A 21,882-nucleotide genomic window follows, 5' to 3' on the forward strand; every position below is an offset into this window, starting at 1 on the left:
ACCTCTTTCTCTCTATAACTTTTTGTAGTATAATACACAACTTCAGATAATGCAAGTGATTTCCGCTAAATATTTTACTTATTAAATTGCTCCCATCAGTGCATATACGATCGTTCCCACGACGCCGCTGCCTAAAATGATCGTGATGGCATTTGTCTTAAACTTCCGCAGCAGAAACAGCGCCACGATAAAGATCGCCAGCTCCACGATCCTAACATCCGCCAATATGATCTCATCAATCTCCGCCTCAAACAACCCCAGCATTAATATGGAGGCGCCCGCCGAGGCGATCAATGCCACCACCGCAGGCCTCATGGCCCCGAGAACAACCTGTACCCCGCTCACCGTCCGATACTTATAATAAAAATGTGCCAGGATCAGGCAAATGCAAAACGACGGGATAATACAGCCGATCGTACAGAGCAGCACTCCGGGAATACCCGAAATCCGCATGCCTACAAATGTCGCCGAATTGATAGAAATCGGTCCCGGCGTCATCTCGGCCACCGTGATCAGATCGGAAAATTCCTCCATTGTCAGCAGCCCGTGAATGTTTACAATCTGCTCCTGAATGAGTGGGATCGCCGCATAGCCTCCGCCCACGCTGAACAGGCCGACCTGAATAAAAGCGAAGAACAGTTTTATCAATAACATTTATGCCACCATTCCTTTCTTTTTTCTGAGTGTAAACAGCAGGTCAATCAGTCCGATTCCCAGACAGGTCAGTATCACAATCATTGCGCTGACATCCAGAATATAGGTTGCAATAAATGCAACGATCATCATCATAATATATAAGACTCTCTTTGTCTTTAACACATTCCCCGCCAGATTGATCACGACATCAAAGATAACTGCCGCTACACCGGCCCGCATGACCTGCAGTGCCACGGCAATATAAGGATTCGTGCGGAACTGGTCATAAAAAAGCGAAATAATGGAAATGATTACCATCGGCGGTAATATTGTGCCCAGAATGGCTGTCAGGGAACCGATCACACCGGCGATGCGGTAGCCGATGATGACCGAGGCATTGACCGGCAATGGCCCGGGAGCAGATTGTGTGATTGCTGTCACATCAAGCATTTCCTCCTCTTCCAGCCATTTTAATTCTTCAACATATTTCTTTTTCATCAGAGAAACAATGACAAATCCCCCGCCAAACGTGCAGGCGCTCAAAATAAACATAGATCGGAACAGTGTCCATAGTTTACCGTAATCCTTTTTCATGATAACCTCCGTCAGATTTTTTCTATCTAGTTTCTCCCACAGACGGTTATTTTATTTTTAGAGAGTTTTGTCGAAAAAATCAAGCAGACTGATCTGTCTGTCCCGCAAAGACTTCACCTCTCTGTTTAAGACCCTGTCATCCGCCCTGATCGTTCCACACAGCAGCGGAGAATTTTCGTCGTATACGCTAATCGTTTTTCTCACCCTTTCATCGCTGTCATTGGCATAACAATATTTACAGCCGTTGAGGCATGTATGGTATGCGCCCACATCCACGCTCTCAAGACACCGGCAGCTTTCTCTCTGGTTTTTATCTTTTCTTCCTTTCAGTTTGCAGCCCGCCAGGCGTTCGATCAATTTCTGGTCAATGCAGCTTCCATGTTCAATGCCAACGCTGTGCAAATCGATCTGTTCTGCACAGCTCTCGATCGTCAGATGACGGCCTGCAGCGATCTGTGCCATCTCTCCCGCCAGAGCAGTCATATTTTCCGCTGTCATCGCTGCGCTGTCAAACCCGTTCAGGTTGCGGCGTGTTTTTGCATACAGGTCAAGAAAGCTGATCACCACCCGCTCGGTGTAGTCAGCCAGATGTCCGGCAATTCGCTCAAATGCCTTCAGATGATATGCCATTGTATACCGCTCGTCAAATAGTATGGGATCATAACGCCAGATTACCCTCTCCCTGCCGATTTTCTCGGACAATGTCCGGAACGTGGAGAGCAATTCCCCTCTTTTATCGGGAAGGCCCGGTTCCAGTTCTCTGCCATATCCTGTGAGCGTAAACTGAAAATAATAGGTGTAATCCTCCAGATACTCCAGATACTTTATCATATCGGCCGGATTTTTTGTCCAAAACACAATGCAATCGACAACTTCCGGGGATAAGGAAATCCGGCTGACCTGCCGTGTATTCCAAGGGTTTCTCACACAGAGAAAACCTTCCCTCAGCCGGTTTAGAAACCACCGGGAATAGTAGTTTGGTATATCTGTCCTTCTGCTTGCGCTTAAAATCATACGGTATCCTCCAGGATCTTTTCAGTCGCCGCCAATGAGTTCTGTCTTTCTCAGTTCTCTGTCTGCCAGATCATAATGTCTGTCAATCGCCGCCTCAACACCGGCTCTTGAGCCCTGCGCCAACGCGGAAACCATCGCCATATGTGACTGATGTAATTCACGCTTAACTTCCGGCGGCGCCTCTCTGAGTACCCTTTCGATCCAGTGCTGATAAATGTCAACGACCGCCTCGGAAATGCAGAGCCATAATTGATTTTCCGTTGCCAAGATCAGCCTGTAATGAAACTTGCGGTCTGCCTCGATCTGTTCTTCCAGAGACTGATAATCTGTGTCCACTGCAAGAATTTCTTCAATCCGCCCACGCCATCTCTCCATACTTCCTCTTTCTATGATCGTATTGCAGATCGCCTTCTCCATGTCACGCCGAAACTGAATGACTTCCTCCTTACGGATCTGTCTCAGCAAGAGCATCATCTCGATCATTCCTGAGACTGTTTTGGACGGATTCCCTGCGATATAATTTCCGGAGCCCTGCCTGCATATCAGTATACCCATACTCTCCAATATCCGCAGCGCTTCCCTCGTCGATCCGCGTCCAACCGATAACAGCTCCGCCAGGTTTCTTTCTGTGGGAATTTTTGAGCCAATCTCCAGTTCCCCTGTTTTCACTAGTTCGCAAAGGTACGCAATCACCTTTTGATATTCTCTCTCTTCCATTACTTTCACACATTCTTTCATCACATAAATCCGGCAAAAATATTGGCTCCAATCACTGTGAGAATACCGGAGACAACGATCGAAAGACTGCTCATCGCGCCCTCTGCCTCACCCAGTTCCATTGCCTTTGCCGTCCCGATCGCATGAGAAGAAGTGCCAATCGCAATCCCTCTGGCAATCGGTTCCCCGATCTTAAAAATCCGGCAGACTGTCTCTGCAAACATATTTCCGATTACACCGGTGACAACAATGACTGCCACTGTGATCGGCACATACCCTCCAAGTTCTTCTGAGACCCCCATCCCGATTGCGGTTGTAATTGACTTCGGCAACAGTGTCACATAAGAGGCATAATCAAGGCGAAACAGTCCGGCCAGGAGCCATATACAGCAAAGGCTTGAAAAAACGCCGGACAGAATGCCGGCAAACACAGCCTGCCAGTTTTTCTTCAGCAGCTCTAATTGTTCATACAACGGTACTGCAAGACAGATCGTTGCCGGAGTCAGTAAAAAGCTGACATACTTTGCCCCTTTTTCATAGACAGGATAGTCGATCCGGAAGCTGAGCAGACACAGGATCGTAACAATGATCGCAATCAACAGGGGATTAAAAATCGCAAGTTTTAACTTTTTCCTGACCGCAAGTCCAATCCCATAGGAGAACAGCGTGATACACACACCAAAAAATATTGAAGTTTCAAAAAATTCGTTCATATTACTGCCTCTCTTTTTTCCGTCTCATCACAAACTGCACTGCTTTGCCTGCCGCAACCATGACCACAAATGTGGAAACGAATGTGATCGCAGTATATGAGATCCAGTCCGCTTTTATCGTTTCCCAGGACTCAAGAAGCCCTGCCGCTGCCGGAATAAACATCACCGGCATAGTCTCGATCAGAAAGACACTCGTCTCTTTCACCGCAGAGACCGGAATGATCTTTCGTTCCAGACAGAAAAAAAGTATCACAATCCCGTAGATACTTGCGGGGATCGGCAATGGCAAAACTTCATGTAAGATTTCCCCGAGAAATGACAATAATAATATAATTCCAAACTGTTTGACGTATTTCAAGTCAATCCCTCCTCTTAAATGGTACTACCAATTTAATGTAGCATAAATAAGCAGGCCCGTCAACGGCCTGCCATTTTATCAATATCCTTTACATACATCCACCCAGTCCACAGGTCCGGCATATTTTTCCAGTTCGGTTACAGTGAGCTCTATCGCGCTGTTGGAACTCCTGCAGGCAAGCTCCACTGTGGCGCTTGAAGTGTCAAACTCCTGAATCCTGTCTTCGATTCCATAGTTTCTGAAAAATGTCCGTACTCTTTCAATCGACATGCCGTTGTCCTCCTCCATAGCTGCCCGGAATCAAAAAATCCCCAACTCGTTTTCCCGCAGCTCGGTATTCCATGGTATTTTGTATATCCATGTCTTTTTCAGTTTTTTATAATAGTTCAGCCTGTCCGTTGCCCGCTCACCCCGCCAGAACTGATAGCCCAGCGTATAACTGCCAACCATGTCATCCCATGACGAGAAGTTTTCCTGCAGACGTTTGCAGACATGAAAAGCGATCGTCACTGCTTCCTCATATGTCATGATACCTCCCATACAGGCCCCGCCCACGAGGGAAAGCGTTCTCACAAGATCCCACGCAAGCATTCCCTGTTTGGGATACCGCTGTTTCATCTCCTGTAAAAGCTGAAGCTGCAGATCTGTATACTGAGAAGGCAGCGAGTCCGGCGCTCCTCCTGCGCTACAATACTCAATATATTTGGTGTTATGTCCACGGCTTAGACAGTCATCCGCCATGCTTTTGGCATTTTCATAAGTAAATTCGCCCCAGCCCCATTCAAACAGCTGAATGACTTTGTCCACTTCCTCATCCGACAAATGCGTATCCCAGATGTCAATCACACATTTGTAATTATTGCCAATCACCGGCGAACTTGCCGCCAGGATGAATTTTTGGGTAGGTGTCAGTGTTTTTCTTGCCTGCGGTGCATCCTTTCCCACCATGACCTCCATCCGCTTTCTCCAGATCTCTATGCTGCATATCGCACCGACCATAAAAGCCAGACAGATCAGGATCACAACAAAGATACCTAAAATTCCCAGTAACGCATTCATAATATGTACCATCCTTTTATGATAATCCAATATATCTTTTTATTATATCGGCATGGTACCTGTTTTGCAAGCCTCCCGCAAAAATCACTCTGCTCTCACAGGTGATGGACAGTCTCCCGGTAACGCCGCAGTTCCTGCTCACTGACTCCTTCTATAATCCGATCGAGAAAGGATAATAGCTTTTTCCTGTCTTTCGGCAGCTTTCCGTGGAACTGATACGCATTAGAGGCTCCCATTGCCGCAAATATCGTCGGTATTCGTAAATTTTCAATGAGAGTCCGTACCTCTTTGTACTTTTCAAGTTCACCTTCCTCCTGCCAGTTTCCCCGCTGTATCTCAGCATAGAGTTCAGAATCTGCATAGATCGTCAGCATATTTGCTCCGATGAGTGTGGGATGCAGTTGATTGCATAATTCCGCAGTCAGTTTTGCTCCGGTCTCTCCACGTCCTGCCCCGGAAATGCTGACTAGGTAGAAAAAGCTGTATTGAATGCCCGCGTTTTCCAGTCGATGACATTGTTCAGAGATGTCCGACGCAGTATAGCCTTTGTTCATAAACCGCAGCGCTTCATCGTCACCTGTCTCCATCCCTATTGTCAGACCGTCATAACCTATATCGTGAAGCTCTGCAAGTTCCTGATCGCTTTTTGGTGTTACATCTGTAATTCTTGCAAAACAGCCAATAGATGTCACCGACGGAAGATATTTGTGGATCAGCTTTGCGATTGCCGCCAGTTTATCAGACGACAGGACAAATGGATTGGCTCCTGTCAGAAATACCCGGTTGATTCCATGATGTCTGCGGCCTTGGACCACCTTTCCCACTTCCTGCAGATCGCTCTCGATCTCCTCAAGTGGGGACATTCTGAACCGAAACGGCAAATCATTGTATAACGTACAGAATTTACAGTTATGATGAGTACAGCCCGCCGTTACTTCCAGTAGTAGTGATGCTGCTTCATATGGCGGCCTCCAGATCGTTCCCGTATAGTGCATAAACACCGCTCCTTCCTTTTCCATATCTCATTTTCTATTGTTTATGACTATTATACAGTTGTACTCTCTCTTTACAAGTACTGTATTTTTTAATAGTATATTAATTTACTTATGTACATTTCTTTTTCGGAAAGGATGTGATATACTTTCTGAAAAAGGAGCAAATAGTATGAAGAAAAGTCCATTGGCAGTCGAACGCTGTAAAACGATTTCCACTATACAGAAAATGTTAAGCGGTAAGTGGAAGATCGAGATTCTTTATTATATTACATTCCGCGATCTTCATCGTTTCGGCGAACTACGCAGACAGATCGGAGAGATTACCGAATCAAGCCTGACAAAGCAGCTTCGCGAACTGGAAGCAGACGGCTTTATTTCCCGTCACGACTACAGGGAGGTGCCTCCTCATGTAGAATATAATCTGACTGATTTGGGAAAAAGTTTCATTCCCGTTTTTGAACACATGAAGCAATGGGGAGATGAGAATCTATAAGAACATGAAGTGTATGGCAAGTATCATTTGATCCCTGACCGAACAGGGAAATAATTTCCCTGTCCGGTCAGCACAAAAAAGACTTGGTGCTGTTTTGCATCCGATAAGTATCATTGTTTTTCCGGCTCAGTTCACTCTCGATCTGTGCCAGCCTTTTTCTGATCTCAGTGACCTTTTCTTCATCATCCGCCGCTGCCCTGATCTGCTGCTCCAGACGCATTTTCTCTTCCTTTAGTCTTTCGATCTCTCTGTCTGCCCGGTCCGTATTCACTTGAGCTTTTTTCACAGGCTCCTGAGACTCATTCGAAATCCCTTCAGACCGCCCGCGTTCCCGGGAATGCTCTGCCTTTCTGGGATCATCATACAAAATCTTACGATTGCCATTCTCATCCTGCTCTAATCGGTACAGACCGCTTGGTTTTCTATCCGCATTCCCGCTGCTGATATATTCGTCTCCTGGCATGAGCGCCGCGTCGAATGCTCTTGTTCTCTCCGGATCTTGTACCGATTTCATTTCCTTGTCCACCGCTTTTTCATATTCTACTTTCTTCTGCCCCGCATGGTTCATCCCGTAGTGATCGTAGCCTCTGCTAATCTCCATTGCCATATGGTCGTCCTCCTTTTCTTTACCGTCTGGCTGCCTTGATTCCATTGGAACCGTTCCATATTTTTTTCGTCCATCTCAGACACTCTCTGAACCGTTATGCTGTGGACTGCTCTCCCAAGGCTGTGAAACGACAAGTAATACGCTTAATACAAAGACAGAATCCTGTATCCTCACATCCACGGCGCCATCATACTTTTCTGCAACTGCCTTAATATTCAACAGTCCTCTTCCCCACTGAACGGAAGTCTTTCCCTGAAAACTGTTCTCAACTTCCAGCAATATAAAATCCCCCTGGATGTTTCCCGACACATGAATATACTTTTTCATGCCTTCCCGCATATCCTGGCACCCCTGAATCGCATTATCCAACGCATTTGACAATATGATGCAAAAGTCAATATCACTGACCGGACAGGGGTGAGGCAGACAAAGACTGCACAACGCCTCAATGCCTTTATCCCGGGCGATCCCCAGCTTATTCCCGATAAGCACGTCAACAACCGGATTGTTCGTACTATAGCGAAAAGAGGCGTTCTCCGTCAACCCCTGCAGGTCGCGGATGTAATCAAGCGCTGCCTCCGGCCTGGCATCCTCTAAAAGTTCCTTTATGACCAATATGTGATTTTGTATATCGTGCCGTAGCGATCTGGTATTTTCGTATCGCGTTCTCGCTTCCTCCACATACTGTTGCAGGTAACACCCCTCCTGCTCCAGAAGAGACAACTTAGTGCGAATATGAAAACTTTCTGCCAGCTTCTTATAGACATAGATGATACAAAACAGACTGAGGATTCCCAAAAGCTGTAATAAAAGTACCTGGTAATGCTGCGGATTTCCTGTATATGCAGCGCTGTCTGTCATGCCTGCGTTCCCATAGACTACAAAATCAAAATACAGGCCTGTCAGAAATATGAGCAGTGACGGAACCAGTATGATTAGTAAATACCAGTTTGCCGTCGCTTTCTCCGGCATACAGTATCGCTCTATGATGTGATAGCAAAACGCTGACATCAGCAGTGCCAGGACACCCAATACGACAGTGACAACGCTGACAGCCTCCCTCGCCGAGGAAAACAGCGGCGGACATATAATATCCGATATTGAATTAAAAATGCCATTGCTAAATTGCATGATCTCGACTGTCGTCAGCGCATACAAAATAACAGCCGGCCGATTTCTGCCAGTCAGCATTCCTCCCGCTATTAGCAGCAGTACATATGCGGCAAATTCAGCGATACCGCCCGCAGGAACCACTGTCAGAATCAAAATTCCGGGCAGAATCAGTAATAACTGAGACACCGCTTTCCTTTTCGTATGCAGGCATTTCATAAAAAAATGAAAGCCTGTGAGCATCTGTATACCGCCTGTCAAGTACCTGTGGAAAAAATCCGTCCAGACTTCCATTCCATCATCTCCATTTTTTCATATATCGCAGAATGACGCCGGAAAATTCTCTGCCTCGCTGCCGTGACACCGGTATCTCTCTGCCGCCTTCCATATAAGCCATTCCGTTTTTATAACTTTTTAAATATTGCAGATTGATCAGATAACTTCTGTGACACCGGAAAAATCTGTCATCCACCACTACTTCCAGACGATCGATTCTCTCATAATAGTCAAAAACCTCCGCTGACACTGTATGCACATATATTTTTCTGTCGATGACTTCACAGAAAATGATCTCCTGAAAAGGGAGCAGAATCGTCTCATTTCTTTTACGAATCAGCAGACTCTTGTCACAGTCATCGCCGAATGAACAAAACAGCCGTTCCATTGTTTTCACAAATTGTTTTTCCCGCAGCGGCTTCACCAGGTAATCGTACGCCTGAACTTCAAAAGAACGAAACACCATCTCCTTCAGGACCGTGATAAAGATCAGAAATCCGTGAAAATTATGCTGCCGCAGTCGCCTGGCCGTTTCCATTCCATTGATCCCTTTCATCTGAATATCCAGAAATAAAATATCGATCTTTCCGTCATACTTTAGCAGCTCTTCCCCACACGAAAATTGGCAGACCACCGCCTGCCTGTTTTTACTTTGGAAAAAATCAAGTGCCATTCTTCTGATGTGATCTGACATCTGCTGTTCATCGTCACAGATTGCAATATTAATCATAGTAGCGCCTCTTTTCTGAGTCTAGTATTATATCATTTCTAATCAGAGATACGCAACAGAATTGCCGTCAAAGGTCCTGTGAGCGATGCAGATAGAATAAGGACTTCAGCTCAGCCGCCGCCAGGCTGATATTGTCCTGCATAAGAATTGCAGAAACGGCTGCCAGACCATCAATCCCCATTGCAGCAAATTGTCCGACATTTTCTTTACAGATGCCCCCGATCACAACGATCGGCAGTTGTGCCATCCGGCGTATCTGCCTGAGTTCTTCTATTGATACCCGGACCGCGTCCGTCTTGGTCTCTGACGGAAACATTGCGCCCACTCCCAGATAATCCGCTCCGTCATTGACAGCTTTCTGCGCCTGTCCGACAGATGACACAGAGACACCGAGCAGCATTTCCCTGCCAATTATCTTCCTGACTGTTCCTGCCGGAAGATCGCTCTGTCCGATATGTACCCCGGCTGCGCCGACTGCCATCGCAATATCCACACGATCATTGATGATCAGCGGCACCTCATAATAGTCCGTCACCTGCTTAATCTCTAATGCCAGATCATAAAAGTAAGAGGCAAAACTATTTTTCTCACGAAGCTGTATCATCGTACAGCCGCCAATGATCGCCTGTTTCACTGCATCTGCCAGAGTACTGGCTCTCATACATGAACGGTCTGTTACAAGATATAACGTATAATCAACTTTCATCGATGCCTCCCTGCTTTTGACATAATATCGCTGCCTCTGTGTTCGTTTCCTCTCTCAGTCCGTGTTTATAGAGATCATGGAAATGATGGGTCGGGCCACAGCCTTTCCCGATGGCAAGAGAATGCCGGATCGCCATCGTCACATAAGCCTTTGCTTTCTCAACCGCAGTGTGCAGATTCCTTCCTCTGGCAAGCTGGGAAGCGATCGCCGCCGAAAAGGTGCAGCCCGTGCCATGTGTATTTTTCGTATTAATGCGCGGCGCATCAAAATAACGGATCGTACTGCCGTCATATAAAATATCGACTGCGCTGTGCTGGGCATGGCCACCCTTGACGACAACCGCTTTGCAACCCATTGTGCAGATTTGTTTTGCCGCGTGTTCCATATCTGCAAGTGACTCAATTTTAGTTCCTGTGATTTTTTCCGCCTCCGGAATATTCGGCGTCAGTACCTCGGCAAGTGGAATTATCCGCTCGATCAGCGTCCGTATTGAGGCCGGTGCCATCAAAGGGCAGCCGTTTTTGGCATACATAACAGGATCGATCACTACATGAGGAGGATTATACTCTCTCAGTTTTTTCGCGACTTCGTTCATATTCTCAGACGCAGAAAGCATCCCGATCTTGACGGCGTCCACTTCTATATCTTCAAAAACAGCATCCATCTGTCTGCCAACCATATCCGGCGTGACATTCTGAATATCCAGTACTCTGCTTGTGTTTTCCGCCACTACGGAGGCGATAACGCTCATACCAAATACCCCTTGTGCAGAAAACGTTTTTAAATCCGCCTGAATCCCTGCGCCACCACTGCAGTCGGACCCGGCAATGCTCAAAACCTTTTTCATGATTCTGTTTTCTCCTTTCTCTTTCCCGTATGCTTTCGGTAAACCATATTCCAGAAATCCAGTTCGAGGAGACTGGCTCTTTTGAATATATGTCCTAATTTTTCCTGTTCTGTCCCTGAAAGCGCTCCGCATTTCTGCTGCGCGAATATACACCACTGTCTGCAATTTTCAGCATACCTGTCATCCGCATAGTCATCTATAAAGTCCCGGTACTTTGACTTCCAGCTCTCCGGTTTGGCCGAGAGTCTGCGGAACAGATAGCTGTAGCTTAACATACAGGGCAGTACCGCCATCAGTATTTCGCATCCATCACCCCGCTCTGCAACTGTGTACATAAAATCAAGATAATTTCTGTTTTCCGGCAACGGGGTGATCAGTTCTATCTCGTCATCTGTGATACCAAACTGCTCCAGGTAATGCAGACGCACCGTCGATTCCTGCTCTGTCACAAAGTCCATCATGAAATGATAAATTCGAATCTCTCTTAATGTAACCGCATGGTAGATTGCCTTTCCATAGATACGGGCATAGTGTTTTAAATAGATGCTGTCCTGTATCATATATTCTTTAAAGTTTTCAAGAGACAGCCTTCCGCTTTTCATATCCTGCACAAATGGCGTATCCATACACTGATCCCATATCGGAATATTGTCGCCTATGATTTTTCTTATAAATTCCATGTTTCCATCCTCCTGTAAACAATAAAAAAACTTCTGATAAATCAGAAGCTCTCTCATACACACTACGGCGTAAGAAATTGCTTCCCTACGCCGGTATTAACCGACAGGTCCAGAGGTCAGGTCTTAACCTTTTTCAACTTATCCAGTTCCCTCGCAAACACATCTCGTTATGATTCAGTTGAAAGTCAGAAAGGTATTTATAACCTCTCTGTACATGAAATAGTATAGACAATGCCTGATAAAAAATCAATAGTTTTCAGAATATCTTTACGATAAAAGCGAAAACAGCAATCACAAAAAGGGCTGTCCTCCACTGAATCTCAGCCGACACGGCAGCCCTTTCTCTGTATATATGTTCTTCTCTTACTTTGCGCGGTCTTCCATCGCTTTTAATATCGCCTTCACCATCTCCTCGACTCTCCCTGCCCGGGACGGCGCATTGACAATACCTGACGTAGAGCCGGAGCCGTCCGCTCCATTGACCACTACTTTATAGCAGTCCTCACCTGTCGTAATGCCCGATGCAATCATTACTTTCACATCCGGATCAACGGCCTTGATCTCTCTGCAGCAGTCGATCGTATAGCTGACATCTGCCGTTGTCCCGGTTCCGATCAGCGCCGTCGGCTCCGACAGGATGACATCTGCCCCGAGCTGCGCAACTGCTTTTGATTCCGTCGTGGAATCCGCACAGACGACTGTGATCATCCCCAGCTCTTTTGCTCTGTTAATGCAGGCATAAAGCTCTGCCAATGTCTTCTGATTCTCTGCATGGTTGAGTACGACAGCCTTTGCGCCCGCCTCGGCCAAAGACTCCGGCAGTACAGCCCCCATACCTCTTCCTGGTTTCAAAGAATCCATATTTTGTGCAGTGACGATCACATGCTTTGTATGTTCTGCAATCAGACGCAGGTCCGCATAAGGACAGGTGAAAAATATCATCACACCGGTCTCTTCACAGATCTTATCCACCGCCAGAGCCAATTCCAGACTTTCTTTTCCCCACAGATATGATTTTGGATTCACAAATAAAAACGGAACCGTTACTTTACTCATTTTGGACCTCCATCTTCCAGCTCTTCGCCCATTGTGCGAAGATTTTCTTATACATATTGTTCCACAAAGTCAGCCATCGCTTTCAAAATGACCCACACGCTCGTTGCACCGGCGTCCTGGAAACCAATCGTCGTTGCCTGCGTTTTCGCCCGTCCGAATTTCGCTTCGAAAGTCTTTGTGCTCTCCACACCGGCAAGGGCAGCTGCCTCACCCGCACGCAGCATCTCCAACATTCCTTTTCCTGCATTTGCCTCCAACGCTTCCACCGCCGGCGCAAGCGCATCTACCATTGTCTTATCGCCAACCTGTGCATGGCCTCTCTCCTGAATGGCCACCAGCGCTTTCCGCATCATGCGGGCAATGTCCCCGGCATCCAACACACTCCTGGATTCTTCACCTTTCGGCCCTGCCATGAACATACTGCCGAAAATAACACCGGATGCGCCGCCCATACTCATCAGCATGGCATTTCCTGCCACTGTAAATGGAGTATACGCATTATCTCCATCTGCCAGTTTCAGTAATTCCACATGCGCTTTTTTCAAACCGCCTTTCATACCGATCCCATGATCGCCGTCACCGATTGCACTGTCCACTTTCGTAAGCATCGGCTCCGCCTCCACAACGGCCTCGGCCACACTCAGAAGCAGTGCTTTGGCAGCTATGGTATTGAGTGCGTTTCCATTGATCTCCGCCTTGTGTCCTTCGATATATTTACGGCCTTCTTCCGGATGATAATGACGATTTTCGCCTTCCGGCTCCGCTTCTTCCTCTTCTTCCTCGTCCGCTGCGCTGTCATCAACAGCAACAGAACCTTTGGAATAATAAGGACATGCACACGGCATATCATAATATTTCTTCAGCTCTTCATCCATTTTCAAAAGAGAAATAGAGAAGCCGCCCATTTCAAGCGTTGTACAATAGCTGCCCATCGTCGAGTCATATACGGAAATGCCGTCCCGATCCAAAAGTTGTTTCAGCCTGCGGTAAATGATACTCATTTCCATCAAAGTTGTGCTTCCCAGCCCGTTGATGAGTACACACACCTCTTCCCCTGCTTTGACAGGCATATCCTTCTGGAGTGCATCATACAGGAATTCCGTGATCTCATCCGCAGGTGCCATTTTCGTTCTTTTAATGCCCTTTTCCCCATGGATGCCCATTCCATATTCCATCTCATCGTCGGGAAGCGTAAAGATCGGTTCCTCGGCACCCGGGATATGTGCAGATGTGGTAGCGACTCCGATACTGCGCAGATTTTCCCTCGCATGTTCCGTTACTTTCAGCACTTCCTCCAGACTCAATCCTGCGTCACAGGCAGCGCCTGCGATTTTGATCATAAACAAGTCTCCGGCAATACCGCGGCGGTCCGTGAGCCGTTCCATCGGCGCGGAAGCACAGTCATCCCAGACACGCAGATGCGCCGTGGGAATCCCTTCTTCGTTTAACATCTCTTCCGCCATATCAAAGTTCAGATTATCTCCTGCATAGTTGCCATAGAGGAACAAAATCCCCTTTCCACCGTCGGCAGCTTTTGCTGTTTTGTAAATTGTTCCCGGATCAGGAGAAGCAAAAATGTTTCCGCAGGCAGCAGCATCTCCCAGTCCTTTCCCGACAAAGCCGTCAAACATCGGCTCATGTCCGCTTCCACCACCGATCACGAGCGCCACCTTATTTTTTCTGTGTTTTCTCAGAATCAGCCCATTCACTTCCGGATGCTTTCGATATTCTTTGGAAAAACAAGCCACAAAACCCTCTAACGCCTCAGCCGCAACATTGTCGTGCTCATTTACAAACTTCTTCATCATAGTCTGCATTCCCCCTTTTCTCTATTTCTTCGCCTGTGTAAATTCTAACTGACATCCGTTCGGCTCTTCGAACAGCATAAAATAGCAGCCCAGGTTATCGCTGTAGTCAGGTCCCGCCGTAATCTTGATCCCTTCCGCCTTCAATTCCTGTTCCGCCTTAAAAATATCATCTACCTCAAACGCCGTATGACGAAATACGCCGGCATCGACTTCCGTATATACCGCCGGCTTTGTCTCATAAAAATATTCCAGAAGCTCCAGTCGCACCCCGCCCGGCAAAGCAAAATAGCGGATATAATGGTCTCCCATATTGATCTCATCCAATTTTTCAAGCCCGAGCACTCTGCCATAAAAATCCAGACTCTTCTCTATGTCTTTCATATTGATCGTAATATGATTGATCGCTTCGATCTTCATCCCGCCAACCCCTTTCCAAATGGTATTATAATTTTTTGTCACCCGCAACAACAAAGGCTGAAGGCCAAAGCCTCCAGCCTTCTTTGATTTTTACAGTTCGCTCATAAGCGGCGGTGCAAGATACTCTTTTCCAACCTGTACAGGCACATGTTTTGCTACTAAATAGGACATGTAATCACACTGCTCCTGAGTCAGTTTGAAATCTGTAGAACCGGCGATCGGTCCGAGATGATGCGGCTTACGGCATCCGTACAGCGCACAGCTTACACCCTTATCCAATACCCAGCGCATGGAGATCTCGTCTACCTTTTTGCCGAGAGTCTTTGCATACTCTTTCAATTCATCAACAGCTGCCAGATGATTGAGGAAGTTCTCTCCGAGATATTTCGGGTCTTTCTCACCACGCATATCGCCGTCATCAAACTTCGTATCCTTCGTATATGTGCCATGCAGCATACCACGGCAAAGAGAAGAATATCCGAGAATGGAAATTCCGTGCTCCTGTGCATAAGGAATCTGATTCTCAAACAGTTTATCCTCTAAAATATTATAAGAAGGCTGAATGAAATGAACCGGAGCATATTTTCTCCACTCATCGATCATCGCGTTTGTATAGTTGGAGAGACCAATCGCACGGATCTTTCCGGACTCAAGAATCTCTTTCAGGCACTGTGCTGTCTCTGCAATCGGAACATCCGCATCCGGCCAGTGAACCTGATAAATATCTATGTAGTTAGTCTGAAGTCTTTCCAGAGACGCCTCTACTTCTTTTTTCAGAGTCTCCGGACGGGAATCACGATATACCGTCCCTTTGTCATCCCAGCTCAAACCACATTTGGTAGCCAGGATTACCTTATTGCGGTATCCGCTTTCCTTCAACGCACGTCCTACCAGTTTTTCGGAGTGCCCTGCGCCATAAGCCGGTGCAGTATCGATCAGCGTCACATCCATCTCCACTGCTTTTTTGATGGTTTCCACTGCCATTTCATCTGCCTGTGAAGTGACAACTTCGCCCCATCCTCCCATAGCCCATGTACCAAGGCCTACACGTGAGATCGCACCTACGGGTGAATTAATATATTCCATATATTGTTTCCTCCTTATATAAATGTAATCTTATTTGTTGATCGCATCCTCATAGAATTCAAATGCTTCTTTATCTGTATAACCTTCATGAACGACTTTTGCGACTGCCGCGCACATCTCTACCGGATGCTGACTCTGGAAAATATTACGTCCCATATCTACGCCACATGCACCCTTACTGATAACATCATAAGCGAGTGTAAGCGCATCCTTCTCGGGAAGTTTCTTTCCACCGGCAACAACGATCGGTACCGGGCAGGCTGCCACAACTTCTTCGAAATTTTCTACATTATAAGTTTTTACCATCTGTACACCCATCTCTGCAAGAATACGGGTGGCAAGTTTGAAATAACGGTCCGTACGTTCCATATCTTTTCCGACAGCGACAACTCCCATCGTCGGAATGCTGTACCTGAAACCGTCATTGATCACACGTGACAGATTATCAATGCTTGAAAGCTGTCCGTCAGCTCCGATAAAGCACTGTACTGCCATACAGTCCGCATTCATACGGACAGCGTCCTGAATATCCACTGCCACGATCTCATGAGAGAGATCATCCTGAAGCATGGAGGAACCGGAAGTCGTACGAAGCGCGATCGCCTTGCGGCAATCCGGTCTCACACAGGAGCGAAGTGCACCGCGGGTACCCATCAGACAGTCCACATTATCCAGAAGCGTCGGAATCACAAGGTCCAGACGTTCCAATCCCGCAGTAGAACCCATGAAATATCCATGGTCAAAAGCAAACATTACAGTCTTACCGCTCTTCGGATTAAAGATATTAGACAGATGTTTCTTCATACCCCAATCCAAATTATTAGAACCCTTTACGTGAAAATCACCCTGGTTTGCAAACGGGACGTCCACATGATAGTCTTTTGCTATTTTTAATCCTTCCAAGTCAGCCATTATTGCATTCTCCTCATATACTCTTTGAAATAAATCCTGTTTCTCACTGTTAAATATTAGTAAAAGAGAGGACGGTCAAACTTGACCGCCCTCTTCTCTTCCAAGCTTAGCCAAGCGGAATCAATTCTCGCAAGCGCTTTTAGAAATTGTAATCATGTACGTTATCAGCTGTCCACATAGTTCTCTCCGGAAGGAAGATAACGCCGTTGTTCACGTCGCCTGTCTCAGCGCCTTCAGCGATCTCTGCATTCTCAGCAACAGTAACTTCACCGATCTGAGGAATGTCTAATTTGTCGCCTACATGAAGCTCATTGCCTGCTGCAAGGTAAGCGCCTACATAACATGCAATACCACCCTGAATAGCTGTGTCCCAAAGACCTGCACAATCAATGATACCATTGTCGATAAAGTCTGCAACTGCATTCGGTGTAGCAAAACCGACTGCACAAACATCAGCCTTTGTCAGACCTTTGTTCTGGATAGCCTGTGCCTGACCCGGCATAGCTGTGGAGTCCGGGCACATAATCAGGTCAACTTCAGGATAAGCTTCAAGGATTGCTTCTCCTGTGGAAACTGCCTGGTCAGAGTCCTGATTGGAATAGAAATAATCAGGTGATGCCATTGTCCAGTTCGGATATTTCTCTTTGATAGTAGCCTGTGCAGACTCAACCCAGGAGTTCTGATCTGTAACTGTAGGGTTGGAATAATGCCATACATAAGAAATCTCATCCTTCTCAGGATCTTTTCCTTCTGCTTTCAGAGCGTACAGAGCCTGCTCAATCAGGAAATCGCCAAGCTGCTGCGGAGATCCCTGAGATACCATGATCTGACGTGCGGAAGTTGTAATATCGGAGTCCCATGTACATACAACGATGCCTGCATCAGCAGCTTCTTTCATAGCTGCATCCAGACCGGTTGCATCTACGGAAGACAGAACGATTGCATCAGCGCCTGCATTGATCGCATTGTTGATACATGTGATCTGATCCGTAACGTCAGCATTCGGAGAACCTTCATACTGAATCGTGAATCCCCAGGACGGGTCTGCTGCAAATGCCTGAGAACCATCATTTGCGGACTCGAAGAAAGAGTTACCTGTTACCTTCGGAATAAAATAAACCAGTTTGTCGGACAGATCAGGATATTCTCCTGTTGTCGCTTCTGCAGCTTCTTCTTCTGCAGGTGCCGCATCTTCTGCGGGTGCAGCGTCTTCTGCTGCTGCCTCTTCTTCTGCTGCAGGTGCAGCAGCGGGCTCACTTGTCTCAGTACCAGCGGAGGAGCCACATCCTGCAAGGAGTGACACTACCATGCCGAGAGACAGAACTAACGCAATTACTTTTTTCATCTTTTTCCTCTCCTTTTTGATTGTTTTTTATATCCATGGGTTTCCCCACAAATACCGTGTTTGAAATATGCCATGATCTTAGCTTATGCTTTTTTCTTTCTTTTTGCAAGCATATTCTGCATGGTCGGGGATGCAAGTACCGCACGTCCCACTACTACGATGATCAGAAGCAGGCCGACTGGAACATCCAGATACTGGCTGTTCACCTTAAAGCAGAGCGGAAGCCCGAACCGGAGGATACCAACTACCAGCGCGGCCAGAGCCGTACCGATAACAGAACCCTTTCCTCCCGTACTCAGCGTACCTCCCAATACAACTGCCGTGATGATGGACATCGTACTCGTGCTGCCGAGGTCGCATTTGGAAGAGCCTACATATGCCGTCGTAATGATGCCGGCAATACCGGCTGCCATACCGGAAAACATATAGGTGCTCATAATAACCCGGCGGCTGTTGATACCGCAGTATTCTGCGGCGTCTTTATTGGTACCTACCAGGAATACCTTACGGCCATATTTCGATCTGTGCAGAATAAAATATGCAATCACCGCAAGTACCAGGAAAATAATCAACTGAATCGGCACAACTCCGCCGATCTTATATTTACCTACAAAGGTAAAATACTCCGGAAATCCACTGATTCCCTGATATGCCGCAGATGCGGACAAATTAGATACAAGGAGTGCAATTCCGGCATACAGGAAGCTGCCTCCCAACGTAATGACCATGGCCTGCACACCGCAGTAAGCGATAAAGAAGCCGGACAGTGCACCGCAGGCGATCGCAAAAACCAGTCCGATCAGTGCCGCAACCCAGATATTGAGACCGAAATCCTGCCAGCCAACACCAATAATAATGGACACGAGTCCCAAAATGGAGGCCGCCTGAATATCAATACCTCCGGTAATCAATACAAATGTAACAAACAGCGAGATGATACAGATCGCCATAACATCATTCAAAGAACCGAAAATAACTCTCGTCATCAGAAATCTCGGATTCGCCGTGCCAAAGATCACAAACTCTGCCACGATCAGCAGGAGCAGAAACGCCTCCCAACTTTTAAATGCACTCTTGATTCTTGCCGCGGGGGCTGTATAGGCAATCAACGGCTCCTGAGTCGTTTTCTTTTCATTTTCACTCATGCTTCTGCCTTACCTCCTTCCAAAGATGCGGTACGTGCCAGCAGACGTTCCTGTCTGGTCTTCGTAACTTTCTTTTTCTGACTCACTGCATCAAATACAACGATTCCGATCAGAATCACACCGGTGATCGCATCGTTATAGTTTGAAGACAGCCCGATAAACACAAGCAGACGGGAAATCGAAGAAATAATGATTGCCCCGATTGCACTTCCGAGAATGGAACCTACGCCTCCGTTCAGACTCAGACCGCCAAGTACGCAGGCAGCGATCGCCGTCATCTCGTAGCCATTTCCTGTTGAAGGCTGGATAAAGCCAACACGAGTGCCATAGACGATGCCTGCGATTGCAGAGAACACGCCGCAGAGCACATAGGCGATCACCTTTACTTTTGTTGACGGAATCCCTACCAGATTCGCACCATTGGCATTGTCGCCTACCGCAATGAAATATTTGCCCTGTCTCGTCCTTGTCGTAATAAAGAAGGCCAAGAACGCCAGCACAAGCGCAAAAATGTAAATACCGGTCAATCCGCCGACCTTGACCTGTGCAATCTGTGTATAATAGGGCGGAAGATTTTCTACCCACTTGCAGTCTGTATATACGTATACAAGTCCTCTCACCGTTCCCATAACGCCTACGGTAAAGATCAGGGACGGAATCCGCAAAATCGCCACACCCCAGCCGTTAAACAGACCGATCAGAGCGCCTACCGTTACGGATGCCAGGATTGCCACTGCAAAATTGGAACCGTCACGGATCATGGAACAGCAGATCGCCGCACACATACAGAGACTCGCACCGATCGAACAGTCAATCTCACCTACAAGAATAACAAAAGCGATCCCCGCCGCCAGAAGCGTATAAATAACGGCGCCGTTTAAACAGTTCATGATATTGTCGAACTGCAGAAAAGTCGGATTTACGATTCCTACGACGAGGAACAGCGCTACCAGACAAAGGAAGCTCGTCATCTCACGAATTTTTAAAATATTTTTGATCTTCTCCATATGCCTATACCACCTCTTTCTCTTTTACAACACCGAAAGCAGCGGCCATCAGGTTATCCTGATTGATCTCATCGCGGCCAAAGGTTGCGTTGATCCTGCCCAGATGAACAGATACCGTACGGTCAGCCAGCTCAATGATTTCTTCCATATCTGAAGAAATAAGCATAATGCCCACTCCTTCTTCTTTTAATTGCTCAATGATTTTATAGACATCTCCACGGGCAGCCGCATCAATACCACGGGTCGGTTCGTCAAGAATCACGATCATCGGCTTTGTCGCCAGCGCATGTGCCAGAACGATCTTCTGCTGATTTCCACCGGACAGTGTCCCTACTTCCTGATTCAGCCCTGTAACTTTTGTGCGGAAATGCTTGACATAGGAAAGGGCAACTTCCAGTTCCTTTTTTACGTCCAAAAGGAAACTCCCCATCTCCCTGCGCGGAAGGATGCCCACCGTTGTGTTTGCCGCAGCGTCTCTCATCTTAAAAAGCCCATTGATATGTCTGTCTTCCGGGACATAGTTGAGGCCAGCCGCCATGACTTCCGGTGTACTCAGGCCGGTAATGTCTTTATCCTGCAAATAAACTTTGCCCCCAAGCACTTTATCCATGCCAAAGATTGTAGTCGCAAACTCGGTACGTCCCGCTCCCACGACTCCCGATACTCCGAGAATCTCTCCCGGATATACTTCCAGATTAATATCTTTAAACCCATAACCGGTGAAGTTTTCCAGCCGCAGAAGAGGTTTCTTATTCGTATAGTCGACCACCTTGCGTTCTTTCTTCTCGCCCGCTTTTGATTCTTCGGCATCTGAAGGGAGCAGACCCTTCACCAGAATCTCACGGGTGAACTCACTGATCGCCCCGGAAACCCGCACAGCGCCATCTCTCATGATCGCAACGGAAGTGGCGATCTCAAAAACTTCATCCAACCGGTGTGTTATGTAGAACATACCAATGCCTTTTTCCTGCAGAGTTCTGATACACCGGAACAGACTCTCTACTTCTCCAAAGGTAAGTGCACTTGTCGGCTCATCCAGAATCAGGATACGCGCCTCTCTCATAAGACCGCGAAGAATTTCCACAAGCTCCTGTTCTGCGATGGAAAGCGTACTCGCTTTTCTCGTCAGATCCAGTTCAAATCCGGTCTCTTCCAACTTGCTGAGCAACGTTTCATGGAGCACACTTGCTTTTTCCTTGAATCCGATCAGAATATTCTCTTCAACCGTCATATTCTGAAAAATCAGCGGTTCCTGCGGTACCATATAGATCCCTGCTGCCAATGCCGCCGACGGCTTATTCAAAACCACTTTTTTCCCGTCAATAAAAATGTCGCCTTCGTCTTCTGAGTAAAGTCCCATAATGATCTTCATCAGAGTACTTTTACCAGCGCCATTCCCACCGATCAGAGCTAAAATCTCTCCCCGGTCCAGGGTCATATCAATACCCTTCAGCACTGCATTCATGCCAAAAGACTTATATACGCCTTTGATCTGCAGCAAATGCGCATCTTTCTTTTCAGCCAAAAAAGCCCCTCCCATCTTTCATATGATTTTAGCATAAACAATTATT

At 47.0% G+C, this 21,882-nt stretch carries 25 protein-coding genes and 1 riboswitch; of the genes, 1 reads left to right on the forward strand and 24 read right to left on the reverse strand.

Features of this window, described 5'->3' with window-relative positions; translation table 11 throughout:
- Positions 1–81: 81 nt before the first annotated feature.
- The 9 genes from V1224_14240 to V1224_14280 form a co-directional block, all read right to left on the reverse strand.
- Positions 82–654: a chromate transporter gene (locus tag V1224_14240; GenBank protein ID WWR15617.1), complete on the reverse strand. Its 573-nt coding sequence runs from the start codon at positions 652–654 to the stop codon at positions 82–84.
- On the reverse strand, positions 655–1,230 hold the full coding sequence (locus tag V1224_14245) for a chromate transporter (protein ID WWR15618.1): 576 nt from the start codon (positions 1,228–1,230) through the stop codon (positions 655–657).
- 57 nt (positions 1,231–1,287) lie between these two features.
- Positions 1,288–2,244 (reverse strand): DUF1848 domain-containing protein, encoded by a 957-nt coding sequence (locus V1224_14250; GenBank protein ID WWR15619.1) that lies wholly within the window; start codon positions 2,242–2,244, stop codon positions 1,288–1,290.
- Positions 2,245–2,265: 21 nt separating this feature from the next.
- Entirely contained in the window at positions 2,266–2,982 is a 717-nt protein-coding gene (locus V1224_14255) for a GntR family transcriptional regulator (GenBank protein WWR15620.1), read from the reverse strand.
- A complete protein-coding gene (locus V1224_14260; GenBank protein WWR15621.1) occupies positions 2,982–3,674 on the reverse strand; it encodes an LrgB family protein in 693 nt (230 codons plus the stop codon). The genes V1224_14255 and V1224_14260 overlap by 1 nt, the downstream gene beginning before the upstream one ends.
- A 1-nt stretch (position 3,675) precedes the next feature.
- On the reverse strand, positions 3,676–4,032 hold the full coding sequence (locus V1224_14265; GenBank protein ID WWR15622.1) for a CidA/LrgA family protein: 357 nt from the start codon (positions 4,030–4,032) through the stop codon (positions 3,676–3,678).
- A gap of 78 nt (positions 4,033–4,110) precedes the next feature.
- Positions 4,111–4,302, reverse strand: a complete 192-nt coding sequence (locus tag V1224_14270) for a hypothetical protein (protein WWR15623.1) — start codon at positions 4,300–4,302, stop codon at positions 4,111–4,113.
- Between the two features lie 30 nt (positions 4,303–4,332).
- Positions 4,333–5,091 carry a DUF1266 domain-containing protein gene (locus V1224_14275; GenBank protein ID WWR15624.1) on the reverse strand — a complete coding sequence of 253 codons (759 nt, stop codon included), beginning with the start codon at positions 5,089–5,091 and terminating at the stop codon, positions 4,333–4,335.
- Positions 5,092–5,186: 95 nt separating this feature from the next.
- Complete coding sequence (locus V1224_14280) at positions 5,187–6,086, reverse strand: radical SAM protein (GenBank protein ID WWR17495.1); 900 nt, start codon at positions 6,084–6,086, stop codon at positions 5,187–5,189.
- Positions 6,087–6,255: 169 nt separating this feature from the next.
- Here V1224_14280 and V1224_14285 point away from each other — a divergent pair, with 169 nt between their 5' ends.
- On the forward strand, positions 6,256–6,579 hold the full coding sequence (locus V1224_14285) for a helix-turn-helix domain-containing protein (protein ID WWR15625.1): 324 nt from the start codon (positions 6,256–6,258) through the stop codon (positions 6,577–6,579).
- Positions 6,580–6,646: 67 nt separating this feature from the next.
- On the opposite strand, the gene V1224_14290 is transcribed toward V1224_14285, so the two are convergent.
- The 15 genes from V1224_14290 to V1224_14360 form a co-directional block, all read right to left on the reverse strand.
- Positions 6,647–7,186 (reverse strand): hypothetical protein, encoded by a 540-nt coding sequence (locus V1224_14290; protein ID WWR15626.1) that lies wholly within the window; start codon positions 7,184–7,186, stop codon positions 6,647–6,649.
- A 75-nt stretch (positions 7,187–7,261) separates the two neighbouring features.
- On the reverse strand, positions 7,262–8,590 hold the full coding sequence (locus tag V1224_14295) for a GHKL domain-containing protein (protein WWR15627.1): 1,329 nt from the start codon (positions 8,588–8,590) through the stop codon (positions 7,262–7,264).
- 4 nt (positions 8,591–8,594) lie between these two features.
- Positions 8,595–9,302, reverse strand: coding sequence for a LytTR family DNA-binding domain-containing protein (locus tag V1224_14300; protein ID WWR15628.1), 708 nt, complete (start codon positions 9,300–9,302; stop codon positions 8,595–8,597).
- A gap of 67 nt (positions 9,303–9,369) precedes the next feature.
- Positions 9,370–10,008, reverse strand: a complete 639-nt coding sequence (gene thiE / locus V1224_14305; GenBank protein ID WWR15629.1) for a thiamine phosphate synthase — start codon at positions 10,006–10,008, stop codon at positions 9,370–9,372.
- Positions 9,998–10,855, reverse strand: a complete 858-nt coding sequence (gene thiD / locus V1224_14310) for a bifunctional hydroxymethylpyrimidine kinase/phosphomethylpyrimidine kinase (protein ID WWR15630.1) — start codon at positions 10,853–10,855, stop codon at positions 9,998–10,000. The genes thiE and thiD overlap by 11 nt, the downstream gene beginning before the upstream one ends.
- Positions 10,852–11,535 carry a transcriptional regulator gene (locus tag V1224_14315; GenBank protein WWR15631.1) on the reverse strand — a complete coding sequence of 228 codons (684 nt, stop codon included), beginning with the start codon at positions 11,533–11,535 and terminating at the stop codon, positions 10,852–10,854. Before V1224_14315 ends, thiD begins: the two co-directional genes overlap by 4 nt.
- A 64-nt stretch (positions 11,536–11,599) precedes the next feature.
- Positions 11,600–11,698, reverse strand: a riboswitch (TPP riboswitch).
- A gap of 200 nt (positions 11,699–11,898) precedes the next feature.
- On the reverse strand, positions 11,899–12,591 hold the full coding sequence (locus V1224_14320; protein ID WWR15632.1) for a triose-phosphate isomerase: 693 nt from the start codon (positions 12,589–12,591) through the stop codon (positions 11,899–11,901).
- A gap of 47 nt (positions 12,592–12,638) precedes the next feature.
- Positions 12,639–14,399: a dihydroxyacetone kinase family protein gene (locus tag V1224_14325; GenBank protein ID WWR15633.1), complete on the reverse strand. Its 1,761-nt coding sequence runs from the start codon at positions 14,397–14,399 to the stop codon at positions 12,639–12,641.
- A gap of 21 nt (positions 14,400–14,420) precedes the next feature.
- The gene (locus V1224_14330; GenBank protein ID WWR15634.1) at positions 14,421–14,858 is read right to left on the reverse strand and encodes a VOC family protein; all 438 of its coding nucleotides are present in this window, start codon (positions 14,856–14,858) and stop codon (positions 14,421–14,423) included.
- Positions 14,859–14,906: 48 nt separating this feature from the next.
- Positions 14,907–15,902, reverse strand: coding sequence for an aldo/keto reductase (locus V1224_14335; protein ID WWR15635.1), 996 nt, complete (start codon positions 15,900–15,902; stop codon positions 14,907–14,909).
- A 30-nt stretch (positions 15,903–15,932) separates the two neighbouring features.
- Complete coding sequence (gene lsrF, locus V1224_14340; protein ID WWR15636.1) at positions 15,933–16,814, reverse strand: 3-hydroxy-5-phosphonooxypentane-2,4-dione thiolase; 882 nt, start codon at positions 16,812–16,814, stop codon at positions 15,933–15,935.
- Between the two features lie 139 nt (positions 16,815–16,953).
- A complete protein-coding gene (locus tag V1224_14345; GenBank protein WWR15637.1) occupies positions 16,954–18,159 on the reverse strand; it encodes a substrate-binding domain-containing protein in 1,206 nt (401 codons plus the stop codon).
- 83 nt (positions 18,160–18,242) lie between these two features.
- Positions 18,243–19,304 carry an ABC transporter permease gene (locus tag V1224_14350; protein WWR15638.1) on the reverse strand — a complete coding sequence of 354 codons (1,062 nt, stop codon included), beginning with the start codon at positions 19,302–19,304 and terminating at the stop codon, positions 18,243–18,245.
- A complete protein-coding gene (locus V1224_14355; GenBank protein ID WWR15639.1) occupies positions 19,301–20,311 on the reverse strand; it encodes an ABC transporter permease in 1,011 nt (336 codons plus the stop codon). The genes V1224_14350 and V1224_14355 overlap by 4 nt, the downstream gene beginning before the upstream one ends.
- 4 nt (positions 20,312–20,315) lie before the next feature.
- Positions 20,316–21,836 carry an ATP-binding cassette domain-containing protein gene (locus V1224_14360; GenBank protein ID WWR15640.1) on the reverse strand — a complete coding sequence of 507 codons (1,521 nt, stop codon included), beginning with the start codon at positions 21,834–21,836 and terminating at the stop codon, positions 20,316–20,318.
- Between the last annotated feature and the right edge of the window lie 46 nt (positions 21,837–21,882).

It is taken from the genome of Lachnospiraceae bacterium JLR.KK008 (assembly GCA_037015955.1).
Classification (GTDB): domain Bacteria; phylum Bacillota; class Clostridia; order Lachnospirales; family Lachnospiraceae; genus VSOB01.

Excerpts from the sequence above, each read along its gene's own strand:
- V1224_14240 (WWR15617.1), bottom strand. The coding sequence starts at position 654 with ATGTTATTGATAAAACTGTTCTTCGCTTTTATTCAGGTCGGCCTGTTC.
- V1224_14245 (WWR15618.1), bottom strand. The coding sequence starts at position 1,230 with ATGAAAAAGGATTACGGTAAACTATGGACACTGTTCCGATCTATGTTT.
- V1224_14250 (WWR15619.1), bottom strand. The coding sequence starts at position 2,244 with ATGATTTTAAGCGCAAGCAGAAGGACAGATATACCAAACTACTATTCC.
- V1224_14255 (WWR15620.1), bottom strand. The coding sequence starts at position 2,982 with ATGAAAGAATGTGTGAAAGTAATGGAAGAGAGAGAATATCAAAAGGTG.
- V1224_14260 (WWR15621.1), bottom strand. The coding sequence starts at position 3,674 with ATGAACGAATTTTTTGAAACTTCAATATTTTTTGGTGTGTGTATCACG.
- V1224_14270 (WWR15623.1), bottom strand. The coding sequence starts at position 4,302 with ATGTCGATTGAAAGAGTACGGACATTTTTCAGAAACTATGGAATCGAA.
- V1224_14275 (WWR15624.1), bottom strand. The coding sequence starts at position 5,091 with ATGAATGCGTTACTGGGAATTTTAGGTATCTTTGTTGTGATCCTGATC.
- V1224_14280 (WWR17495.1), bottom strand. The coding sequence starts at position 6,086 with ATGCACTATACGGGAACGATCTGGAGGCCGCCATATGAAGCAGCATCA.
- V1224_14285 (WWR15625.1), top strand. The coding sequence starts at position 6,256 with ATGAAGAAAAGTCCATTGGCAGTCGAACGCTGTAAAACGATTTCCACT.
- V1224_14290 (WWR15626.1), bottom strand. The coding sequence starts at position 7,186 with ATGGCAATGGAGATTAGCAGAGGCTACGATCACTACGGGATGAACCAT.
- V1224_14295 (WWR15627.1), bottom strand. The coding sequence starts at position 8,590 with ATGGAAGTCTGGACGGATTTTTTCCACAGGTACTTGACAGGCGGTATA.
- V1224_14300 (WWR15628.1), bottom strand. The coding sequence starts at position 9,302 with ATGATTAATATTGCAATCTGTGACGATGAACAGCAGATGTCAGATCAC.
- thiE (WWR15629.1), bottom strand. The coding sequence starts at position 10,008 with ATGAAAGTTGATTATACGTTATATCTTGTAACAGACCGTTCATGTATG.
- thiD (WWR15630.1), bottom strand. The coding sequence starts at position 10,855 with ATGAAAAAGGTTTTGAGCATTGCCGGGTCCGACTGCAGTGGTGGCGCA.
- V1224_14315 (WWR15631.1), bottom strand. The coding sequence starts at position 11,535 with ATGGAATTTATAAGAAAAATCATAGGCGACAATATTCCGATATGGGAT.
- V1224_14320 (WWR15632.1), bottom strand. The coding sequence starts at position 12,591 with ATGAGTAAAGTAACGGTTCCGTTTTTATTTGTGAATCCAAAATCATAT.
- V1224_14325 (WWR15633.1), bottom strand. The coding sequence starts at position 14,399 with ATGATGAAGAAGTTTGTAAATGAGCACGACAATGTTGCGGCTGAGGCG.
- V1224_14335 (WWR15635.1), bottom strand. The coding sequence starts at position 15,902 with ATGGAATATATTAATTCACCCGTAGGTGCGATCTCACGTGTAGGCCTT.
- lsrF (WWR15636.1), bottom strand. The coding sequence starts at position 16,814 with ATGGCTGACTTGGAAGGATTAAAAATAGCAAAAGACTATCATGTGGAC.
- V1224_14345 (WWR15637.1), bottom strand. The coding sequence starts at position 18,159 with ATGAAAAAAGTAATTGCGTTAGTTCTGTCTCTCGGCATGGTAGTGTCA.
- V1224_14350 (WWR15638.1), bottom strand. The coding sequence starts at position 19,304 with ATGAGTGAAAATGAAAAGAAAACGACTCAGGAGCCGTTGATTGCCTAT.
- V1224_14355 (WWR15639.1), bottom strand. The coding sequence starts at position 20,311 with ATGGAGAAGATCAAAAATATTTTAAAAATTCGTGAGATGACGAGCTTC.